The organism is Hydrogenophaga sp. (assembly GCF_041633695.1).
Classification (GTDB): domain Bacteria; phylum Pseudomonadota; class Gammaproteobacteria; order Burkholderiales; family Burkholderiaceae_C; genus Hydrogenophaga.
This window is the reverse complement of sequence record NZ_JBFJMY010000133.1, coordinates 1-10,383: the sequence shown is the minus strand read 5'-3', so window position 1 is coordinate 10,383 and position 10,383 is coordinate 1. Positions and strand designations below refer to the sequence as shown.

At 64.6% G+C, this 10,383-nt stretch carries 7 protein-coding genes; 5 read left to right on the top strand and 2 right to left on the bottom strand.

Annotated elements, in window-relative coordinates; all coding sequences use genetic code 11:
* Positions 1 to 39: 39 nt before the first annotated feature.
* Both ABYB95_RS10265 and ABYB95_RS10260 read right to left on the bottom strand, forming a co-directional pair.
* The gene (locus ABYB95_RS10265) at positions 40 to 1,653 is read right to left on the bottom strand and encodes a long-chain fatty acid--CoA ligase (RefSeq protein WP_372658396.1); all 1,614 of its coding nucleotides are present in this window, start codon (positions 1,651 to 1,653) and stop codon (positions 40 to 42) included.
* Between the two features lie 24 nt (positions 1,654 to 1,677).
* Entirely contained in the window at positions 1,678 to 2,367 is a 690-nt protein-coding gene (locus ABYB95_RS10260) for a TetR/AcrR family transcriptional regulator (RefSeq protein ID WP_008905378.1), read from the bottom strand.
* A gap of 151 nt (positions 2,368 to 2,518) precedes the next feature.
* Here ABYB95_RS10260 and ABYB95_RS10255 point away from each other — a divergent pair, with 151 nt between their 5' ends.
* The 5 genes from ABYB95_RS10255 to ABYB95_RS10235 all read left to right on the top strand — a co-directional run.
* Positions 2,519 to 3,655, top strand: a complete 1,137-nt coding sequence (locus tag ABYB95_RS10255; protein ID WP_372658397.1) for an acyl-CoA dehydrogenase family protein — start codon at positions 2,519 to 2,521, stop codon at positions 3,653 to 3,655.
* Between the two features lie 78 nt (positions 3,656 to 3,733).
* Positions 3,734 to 4,942, top strand: coding sequence for an acetyl-CoA C-acetyltransferase (locus ABYB95_RS10250; protein ID WP_372658395.1), 1,209 nt, complete (start codon positions 3,734 to 3,736; stop codon positions 4,940 to 4,942).
* A 45-nt stretch (positions 4,943 to 4,987) separates the two neighbouring features.
* On the top strand, positions 4,988 to 7,120 hold the full coding sequence (locus tag ABYB95_RS10245; RefSeq protein WP_372658394.1) for a 3-hydroxyacyl-CoA dehydrogenase NAD-binding domain-containing protein: 2,133 nt from the start codon (positions 4,988 to 4,990) through the stop codon (positions 7,118 to 7,120).
* 51 nt (positions 7,121 to 7,171) lie between these two features.
* On the top strand, positions 7,172 to 8,791 hold the full coding sequence (locus tag ABYB95_RS10240) for an acyl-CoA carboxylase subunit beta (protein WP_008905374.1): 1,620 nt from the start codon (positions 7,172 to 7,174) through the stop codon (positions 8,789 to 8,791).
* Positions 8,792 to 8,799: 8 nt separating this feature from the next.
* Positions 8,800 to 10,383: acetyl/propionyl/methylcrotonyl-CoA carboxylase subunit alpha (locus tag ABYB95_RS10235; protein ID WP_372658393.1), on the top strand; the 1,584-nt coding region annotated here is incomplete at its 3' end.

The window sequence follows — 10,383 nt, the reverse complement described above, 5'->3', positions numbered from 1 at the left end:
GACAAGAACGGAGCCGAATCCGGCCCGTTCAATCACGGTTCACTCCCATTTCCAGTCCTTGTACATCTCCCGCAGCTTGGTCTTGAGGAACTTGCCGGTCGAGGTACGCGGAATTTCCCTCACAAAGGCAAAACCCTCAGGCAACTGCCACTTGGCAAAGGTCATGGCCAGATGGTCGCGAATCTCGTCTCCTGTGGCGCTCATGCCCGGGCGTAGCACAATCACCGCCAGCGGCCGCTCGGCCCAGCGCGGGTGCGGCACCGCGATCACAGATGCCTCCAGTACCGCCGGATGCCCCATCACGGCGTTTTCCAGATCGACCGAACTAATCCATTCGCCGCCCGACTTGATCAAATCCTTGGTGCGATCGGTCAACTGCAGGAAACCCTCGGAGTCGATGCAGCCGACATCACCTGTGCGCAGCCAGCCATCGGCAGTAAAGCTGCTTTCGTTGATGGGCAGATCGTGATAAGAGCCGGTAATCCATGGCCCACGCACCTGAATCTCGCCGACCGACCGCCCATCCCACGGTACTTCACCGTTGTCGCCGACCAGCCGAATCTCAACCAATGGCGCGGCCATGCCCTGCTTGATACGGAAGGCATATTGCTCTTCCTTGGGCAGTGCCCGCATGGAAGGTTTGAGCGAGGACACGGTACCCAGCGGCGAAGTCTCGGTCATGCCCCAAGCAGTGCCGACTTCAAGACCAAACTCATCGAAACCACGGAACAAGGATTCGGGTGCCGCAGAGCCGCCCACCATCATGCGCATGCCAGGCACCAGGTCGTACTTGCCCGGGTTTGCGCGCAGCGTCTGCAGCAGCGACAACCAGATGGTGGGCACACCACCGGTGACGGTGACCCGCTCGCGCTGGTACAAGTCGAGCAGCGATTCTGAGTCGAGGTGCGGGCCGGGAAACACCTGCTTGGCACCGACGAAGGTTGAGACGAATGGCAAACCCCATGCGTTGGCGTGGAACATTGGCACCACCGGCAGCACTGTGTCAGTACCCGACACGTTGATCCCCCCTGGCAGTGCCGCCACGAGCGTGTGCAGCACGGTGGAGCGGTGCGAATAGACGACACCCTTGGGGCTGCCCGTGGTGCCCGAGGTGTAGCACATGCCGCAGGGCGCGTTTTCATCGACTTCAACACATCTGAAGTCATCAGTCGCTCCACCGATGAAGCCTTCATAGTCCTCGTACCCCTGCGGCACCGGCTTGCCTGTCAGCGGCACCACAATGATGCGCTCGAAGTTGACATCCTTGGCGAACTGCGCCAGCAACGGCAGCAAAACATCGTCGACGATCAGGAAACGGTCCTTGGCGTGGTTGACGGTGAACGCAATGTCGTGCGGGAACAGGCGCAAGTTGAGGTTATGCATCACCGCGCCGGCCGCCGGAATGCCGAAGTAGCACTCGAGGTGGGCGTAATGGTTCCACATCAGGGTTGCGACCCGGTCACCGGGCTGGATGCCGGCCTTGACCAGCGCCTCGGCCAGACCCTTGGCCCGACGGTGGAAGTCGGCGTAGGTATGGCGATGCAGGGACTTGTCGGGCATCCTCGATACGATCTCCACCTTCGGGTGGTACAGCTTGGCCCGCTCCAGGAAATGATTGAGCGAGAGCGGCACTTGCATCATGGTCGATTTCATAGCTGCTTTTCTCCTGTTTAGCTTTCAATTCAAAGAAGGTACTGTTTCGGACGGCCCTGCTCCCGGGCTCTCCGAAGGGGTACCGATAGCCTTCGACCTACTTGCGCATGCCGCACCTTGCACATCGGATGCGACCACACGAGGAAACAGCATCGTGTACATGCGCTGCGCCAACGCATCGACGTCCAGACGCCCGCCAGGCCGGTACCACTGCGCCGTCCAGTTGAGGGCGCCGAGCACCGTCTGGCGCACCAGCACGGCATCGGTGTCGACCAAGCCCTGCGCCGCAGCCTCGCTGATCGGCACCATCCACAAGGCCTCGTAGGCATCGCGCGTTGCCATCACCCGGGTCTGCGCGGCCGGCGAAAGGCTGCGCCACTCGTAGAGCAGCACGGTCATGGCGTCGAACCTCGTACCCAGCAAAGCTTTCAGGTGGCTGCGCACCATCGACAGCAGCCGCTCGGGCAGGCGCGTCTCGCCAGCCAGCCCGTCGCGCACCGACTGCATGATGTCGCGAACGCCCTCCTCCATGATCGCCACCAGCAGTTCCTCCTTGGTGGCGAAGTGGTAGAAGATCGAACCCGAAGTCATGCCCATGGCCTGGGCAATCTCGCGCACCGAGGTGCGCTCGAAACCCTGTCGCCGGAACCGACTCGCCGCAGCCGCCAGGATCGCATCTCTGCGCGGGAGTGGGTTGTCTTGCTTCTTCGTCATGCCATATACTATATCATCTAACAAGCGTTTGGTTGATGGTCTTATCCATCGCGTGCTGGGTGCTTCCGGCGCCGTCCCGCGTGGACGAGCCACTCTTCGCAGCCGTCGGCCATGCCAGTGTCAATCTCAATCTAACTTCAAGGACAGGCCCATGCTCAACCGCACCCTCTTCGGTGAAGAACACGAACTCTTCCGGGACCAGGCCCGCCGCTTTCTGGAAGAAGAGGTCATCCCCCATCACGCTGGCTGGGAAACCTATGGCATCGTGCCGCGCGCCGTCTGGCGCAAGGCCGGCGCCGCGGGCCTGCTGTGCCCCGCCATACCCGAGCAATACGGCGGCGGTGGCGGCACGCGCCTGCACAGTGCCGTGCTGATCGAGGAAGTCGCGCGCGCTGGCACGAGCGGGATCGGCTTCGGCCTGCACTCCGACATCGTGGCACCTTACATCCTGGCCTACGGCACCGAGGAGCAAAAGCACAGCTGGCTGCCGAAAATGGCCACCGGCGAGGTGATTGGCGCCATCGCCATGACCGAGCCGGGCGCAGGAAGCGACCTGCAAAGCGTGCGCACCAGCGCGGTCCGTGACGGCGACGAACTGGTGATCAATGGTCAAAAGACCTTCATCACCAATGGCCAGAACGCCGACCTGGTGATCGTTGTCGCCAAGACCGACCCGACGCAAGGCGCCAAGGGAACCTCGCTGGTGCTGGTCGAGACCAATCGCCCCGGCTTCACGCGCGGGCGCAATCTCGAAAAAATCGGCATGAAGGCGCAGGACACCTCGGAACTCTTCTTCGAAGACGTGCGCGTGCCGGCCAGCAACATCCTCGGCGGGGATGGCAAGGGCTTTTTCCTGCTGATGCAGGAACTGGCCTGGGAGCGCATGCAGATCGCCATCGGCGCGGTGGCGGGCGCCGAGGCCGCGCTCGAATGGACGCTGGCCTACACCAAGGATCGCAAGGCCTTCGGCCAGCGCGTGATCGATTTCCAGCACAACCGCTTCAAGCTCGCCGAAATGAAAACCGAGGTGCAGATCGCACAGGTCTTTGTCGACCGTCTGCTCGGCCTGCTGATGGACGGTCAACTTGATGCCGCCACCGCCGCGATGGCCAAGTACTGGACCACCGACCTGCACTGCAAGGTGATCGACCAATGCCTGCAGATGTTCGGCGGCTTCGGCTACATGTGGGAGTACCCGATTGCCCGCGCCTATGCGGATGCGCGCGTCGCGCGCATCTACGGTGGCGCCAACGAAATCATGAAGGAAATCATCAGCCGCACGCTGTAGCAACTGCTGCCAGCCGCCTGCCGCTCTTCCGCCCTCTTGCCTATCGCATCCCCAGATTCAGAAAGAAGGAAACCCACCATGACCGAAACATTCATTTTTGATGCCGTGCGCACGCCGCGCGGCAAGGGCCGCAGCTCGGGTGCGCTGCACGGCACCACGCCCATCAGTTTGGCCATTACCGCGCTGCAGGCACTACGCGACCGCAACACCCTGGACACCGCCTTCGTGGACGACATCATCCTCGGCTGCGTCGAACCCGCCGGTGAGCAAGGCGCCAACATCGCGCGCGTTGCGGCCATTGCCGCCGGGTACCACGAAAGCGCTGCCGGCGTGCAGGTCAATCGCTTTTGCGCCTCGGGCCTGGAGGCCTGCAACATGGCCGCCGCCAAGGTGATGTCGGGCCAGTCGCCACTGGTCATCGGCGGCGGCGTCGAGAGCATGAGCCGTGTGCCCATGGGCACCCGCGGCGGCGCTTGGGCGGCTGACCCCGCGGTAGCGATTCCGACCTATTTTGTGCCGCAGGGAATTTCAGCCGATCTGATTGCCACCCTTTACGGCCACAGCCGCAACGATGTTGACAGCTACGCGGTCGAAAGCCAGCGCCGCGCGGCACTCGCATGGGCCGAAGGCCGCTTCGCCAAGTCGATTGTTCCCGTCAAGGACGTGAACGGTTGCGTCGTACTGGATCGCGACGAACACATGCGCGCCGAAACCACGCTGGAGTCGCTGGCCAAGCTGGAGCCTGCGTTCAAGGTGCAGGGCGAGAAATACGGCTTCGACGCGGTGGCCATGCAGCGCTATCCGGAGATCGAGCGCATGGCGCACGTGCACCACGCCGGCAACTCGTCGGGCATTGTTGACGGCGCGGCCGCGGTGCTGATCGGCAACGCCGAGGCCGGCAAGCTGCTGGGCCTGAAAGCCCGTGCACGCATCCGCTCGTTCGCCTCCATCGGCAGCGAACCCACCATCATGCTGACCGGCCCCTCCTACTCGGCGGAAAAGGCGCTCAAGCTCGCCGGCATGAGGGCCAGCGACATCGACCTATATGAACTGAACGAAGCCTTCGCCTCGGTCGTGCTGCGTTTCATGGAAGTGATGAACGTCCCGCACGACAAGATGAACGTCAACGGCGGTGCCATTGCCATGGGGCACCCGCTGGGCGCGACCGGCGCCATGATACTGGGCACCGTGCTCGACGAACTCGAGCGGCGCAACCTGTCCACTGGCCTGATCACGCTGTGCGTGGGCGCCGGCATGGGCACCGCCACCATCATCGAGCGCGTCTGAAGCCCCGGCACGACGCGATCCTCATCACAGACCTGGACCACCACCATGACTATTGACTACAAGGTTGATGCCGACGGCATCGCCACCATCACCTGGGCCATGCAGGACGTGCCGATGAACGTCCTCAACGGGCAATCCATTCCCGCCTTCGCCGACGCCGTGAAGCGTGCCCAAGCGGATTCTGCCGTCAAGGGCGTGATCGTCACCTCTTCCAAGCCCGAGTTCATCGCCGGTGCCGACCTCAACATGATGCTCGCCATCACCGACGTGGCCGGCATGATGGACTTTGTCACCCAGTTGCACGCCCTGATGCGCGGCATTGAGAAAAGCGGCAAGCCCTTCGTCGCGGCCCTCAACGGCACCACGCTTGGCGGCGGCTACGAGGTCGCGCTGGCCTGCCACCGACGCATTGCCGCCGACAACCCTAAGGCCCTCATCGGCCTGCCCGAGGTGGCCCTTGGCCTACTGCCGGGCGGAGGCGGCACGCAGCGTCTGCCGCGCATGATCGGCGTGCGCAACGCGCTGCCCTTCCTGCTCGAAGGCAAAAAGCTCGCCCCGAAAAAAGCCCTGGAAGCGGGTCTGGTCGATGAAGTCGTGCCGGCCGACCAACTGCTGGCCCGCGCCAAGCAGTGGCTGCTGACCGACGGTGCCGCTGCCGCTGTTCAGCCCTGGGACCGCAAGGGTTTCAAGCTGCCGGGCGGCGCCGTGCAAAGCCCCATGGGCTACGACACTTTGACCGCTGGCAACGCCATGCTGCGCGCCAAGACCTTTGGCAACTATCCCGCACCTGAGGCGATCTTGAACTGCGTCTACAACGGCTGCCAGGTCGACATCGACACCGGCTGCAAGGTCGAGATGCGCGAGTTCGTCAAGCTGACGACCGGCAAAGAGGCCAAGAACATGATTCACTCGCTGTTCTTTGGCATTCCCGCCGCCAGCAAGCTGGCCTCCCGGCCCAAGGGCGTGCCTCAGGCCAGCTACCGCAAGGTCGGCATTCTGGGGGCTGGCATGATGGGCGCGGGCATTGCCTTCGCCGCCGCCGAGGTCGGCATGGAAGTGGTGCTGCTCGACAGCAGCACCGACAGCGCGGCCAAGGGCAAGGCCTACAGCGAGAACCTGTGGAACAAGCGCGTGGCCGCCAAGCGCATGACCGAGGCCGAGCGTGATGCCAAGCTCACCCTGATCAAACCGACCACCGACTTCGCCGACCTGGCAGGCTGTGACATCGTGGTCGAAGCGGTGTTTGAAGACCGCGCCATCAAGGCCGACGTGACGCGCAAGGCCGAGGCGGTGATCGCCCCCGGCGCCATCTTCGCCTCCAACACCTCCACCCTGCCCATCAGCGGGCTGGCCGAGGCGTCCGCACGTCCGGCCAATTTCATCGGCCTGCATTTCTTCTCGCCAGTCGACAAGATGCCGCTGGTGGAGATCATTCGCGGCCAGGCCACCAGTGATGAATGCCTGGCCCGTGCCATGGACTTCGTCAAGGCGATCCTCAAGACGCCCATCGTCGTCAATGACAGCCGCGGCTTCTACACCAGCCGGGTGTTCTCGACCTACGTCGGCGAAGGCCTGGCGCTGCTGGCCGAAGGCGTGAAGCCGGCGCTGATCGACAACGCCGGGCGCATGGCCGGCATGCCGGTGGGGCCGCTGGCGCTGGCCGACGAAGTCTCGCTCGAATTGATGGCGCGCATCCGGAAACAGACCGCCGCCGACCTCGGCAAGGCCTACCAGCGCAGCGCCATCGACGACGTCTGCGACCGCATGGTGGACAAGTTGGGACGACTGGGTAAAAAGACCGGCAAGGGTTTCTACGACTACCCGCAAGATGGCCAGAAGCAACTGTGGGCAGGCCTGGCGCAGGCGTTCCCGCTGGCGGCCACGCAACCCACGGTCGAAGAGGTCAAGCAACGCCTGATGTTCATCCAATCGGTCGAAACCGCGCGCTGCCTCGAAGAAAAAGTGCTGCTGGCGCCCATCGATGCCGATGTCGGCGCGATCCTGGGCTGGGGTTTCCCGGCCTACCTGGGCGGCCCAATCGGCCAGATCCACAGCCTGGGGCTGGCCGCTTTTGTCAAGGCCTGCGAGACCCTGGCCGAGCGGCACGGTGCGCGCTTTGCGCCGCCGCAACTGCTGCGCCGCATGGCCGATCAGGGTGAGCGTTTTTACGACCTGTAAGCAGGCCTGTGACCCCATTCGTTCACTGCGACCTTTCAGCGAGAACCACCCATGCCCGCCATTCAAAGTCAAGTCGACCCGCAGTCAGAGAGCTTCCTGCGCGAGCGCGCACAGATGCTCGCGCTGATCGACAGTTTCCGCACGCTCGAAGACCGTGTGCGCAACACGTCGAACAGCCAAGAAGCCAAGTTCCGCGCCCGCAAGCAGCTGCTGCCGCGTGAGCGCATCGCGCTGCTGCTCGACCGCGGCTCGTCGTGGCTGGAGTTTTCGACCCTGGCCGGCTTCAGGATGCACGACGACGACGGCGAGAAGAACGTGCTGGGGGGCGGGATCATCTGCGGCACCGGGGTGGTGTCGGGCATTCGTTGCGTGGTGATCGCCTCCGACAGCGCGATCAAGGGCGGCACCATCACACCGATGGGCATGAAGAAGAGCCTGCGCGCCGAAGCCATCGCACTGGAGAACAAACTGCCAGTGGTGCGACTGGTCGAGTCCGGCGGCGCCAACCTGATGCATGTGGGCGAGGTGTTCATTGAAGGCGGCCGCGGCTTCGCCAACCAGGCGCGGCTATCGGCCAGGGGCATTCCGCAGGTCTGCGTGATGCACGGCCACTCAACTGCCGGCGGCGCCTACCTTCCGGGCATGTCCGACTATGTGATCATGGTGCGCGGCCGTGCAAAGGCTTTCCTGGCCGGCCCACCCTTGCTAAAAGCCGCCACCGGCGAGATCGCCACCGACGAAGAGCTGGGCGGCGCCGAGATGCACTGTTCGATGTCGGGCGTGGCCGAGTACCTGGCCGAGGACGACGCCGACGGCATCCGCATCGCACGCGACATCTTGGCGCGGCTGCCGTGGAACGACCGCTTGCCGATGCGCGCGGTGAAGATCTGGAAAGAGCCGCGTTATCCGGTCGAGCAACTGGCGGGCGTGGTGCCGGTTGACTTTCGCCAGCCCTACGACATGCGCGAAGTGCTGGCGCGGGTGATCGACGACTCCGACTTCCTCGAATTCAAACCGCTGTACGGCTCCGGCACCGTGTGCGGCCATGGTGCCATCGAGGGATACCCTTGCGGCTTCATCGGCAACAACGGGCCCATTGATCCGCAAGGCGCCACCAAGGCAACCCAGTTCATCCAGTTGTGCTGCCAGTCGGGCACCCCGATCGTCTATCTGCAGAACACCACCGGCTTCATGGTCGGCAAGGATGTGGAGCAGGTCGGAATGATCAAGCATGGCGCCAAGATGATCCAGGCCGTGGCCAATGCCACCGTGCCGCAAATCACCGTGATGACAGGTGCCTCCTTCGGTGCCGGCAACTACGGCATGTGCGGCCGCGCCTACGATCCGCGCTTCGTGTTCGCCTGGCCCAACGCGCGGGTGGCTGTGATGGGCGGCGAGCAGGCCGCCACCGTGATGCGCATCGTCACCGAAGAAAAATTTGCCCGCACTGGCAAGGAGCCACCCGCCGAAACCATGGCCACCATGAAAAGCGAGATCCTGGCACGTTTTGACCTCGAATCGCATTCGCTGTTTGCCACCGCGCGCCTGTGGGACGACGGCATCATCGACCCGCGCGACACCCGCCGCGCGCTCGCCACCACCCTGGCGGTGTGTCGGGAAGCCGGGTTGAGGCCCTTGCTTTCGAACACTTTTGGCGTGGCACGGATGTGAGAACCCTGATGAACTTCACCAAAATCCTGATTGCCAACCGCGGCGAGATCGCCTGCCGGATCATCCGCACGGCCCAGGCGCTGGGCTACCGCACGGTGGCCGTTTACAGCGAAGCCGATGCCCAGGCGCTGCATGTTGCCCTGGCCGACGAGGCCGTGTGCATCGGCCCGGCGCCGGTGCGCGAGAGCTACCTCAACGTTGCGGCGCTGCTGGCGGCGGCGCGCAGCACCGGTGCCGACGCGGTACACCCCGGCTACGGCTTCCTGTCCGAGAACGACGGCTTTGCGCAAGCTTGCCTGGACGCCGGGCTGGTGTTCATCGGCCCGGACCCGCAGGCCATCCTGAAAATGGGCAACAAGGCCGGCGCCAAACGCCTGATGCTGGCGGCGGGCGTGCCCTGCGTGCCGGGCTATCAGGGCATTGACCAGTCCGATGCCACGCTGCTCACGAAGGCTGCCGAGATCGGTTTCCCGATCATGGTCAAGGCGGCGGCGGGCGGTGGCGGGCGAGGCATGCGACTGGTCGAACGCCCGCAAGACCTCGCGGTCGCCCTGGCCAGCGCCCGCTCGGAAGCAGGCAACGCCTTCGGCAGCGAAGAGCTCATCCTGGAGCGCGCGGTGATTGAGCCGCGCCATGTCGAAATCCAGGTCTTTGGCGACCTGCACGGCCACATCATCCACCTGGGCGAACGCGACTGCTCGATCCAGCGCCGGCACCAGAAGGTGTTCGAGGAAGCGCCCTCCCCGGCGGTCACGCCCCAGCTGCGCGAGCAAATGGGCGCGGCGGCGGTGGCGGCTGCGCGCACCGTGAACTACGTCGGCGCCGGCACGGTGGAGTTTCTGCTCGACAGCGAAGGGCGCTTCTACTTTCTGGAGATGAACACACGGCTGCAGGTCGAACACCCGGTGACCGAGTGCATCACCGGACTGGACCTGGTGGCCTGGCAGATCGCCGTGGCCCGTGGCGAGCACTTGCCGCTGACGCAGGAGCAAGTGCACTTGAACGGGCACGCCATCGAAGTGCGCCTGTACGCCGAAGATCCGTACAACGGCTTCCTGCCGCAAAGTGGCGATGTTGCGCTCTGGAGCCCGCCCACGGGCGAAGGCGTGCGCGTTGACCACGGCCTGGCATCGGGTCAGACCGTGAGCCCTCACTACGATCCGATGATCGCCAAGATCATTGCACACGGCGCCACCCGCGACGAAGCCCGGCGACGCCTGATCGGTGCGCTGCAACGCACCCGCCTGCTCGGTCTGCCCCACAACCGTGCCTTCCTCGAAGCCGTGGCCAGCCACCCGGCCTTCGCCGCTGGCGAAACGACCACGGCCTTCATCGCCCATCACTTCGGCGCTGCGGCGCTGGTGCGGCCCCAGCCCGACTCGCTGGCGCTGGCGCTGGCCGGCACGCTGTGGTTTGAAGCCAGCGCCACACCGGTCGCAGCCGCGCTCTGGCGCTCCAGCGGACCGGCACGCTGGCCGATGCTGATCGGCGAGGGCGAACACCGACATGCCGTGCACATCACGGTCACTGGCGCCCACCGCTACACGCTCGAAGTGGGCGCGGCGCTGCACCACGTCACCCTCAGCGGGCGT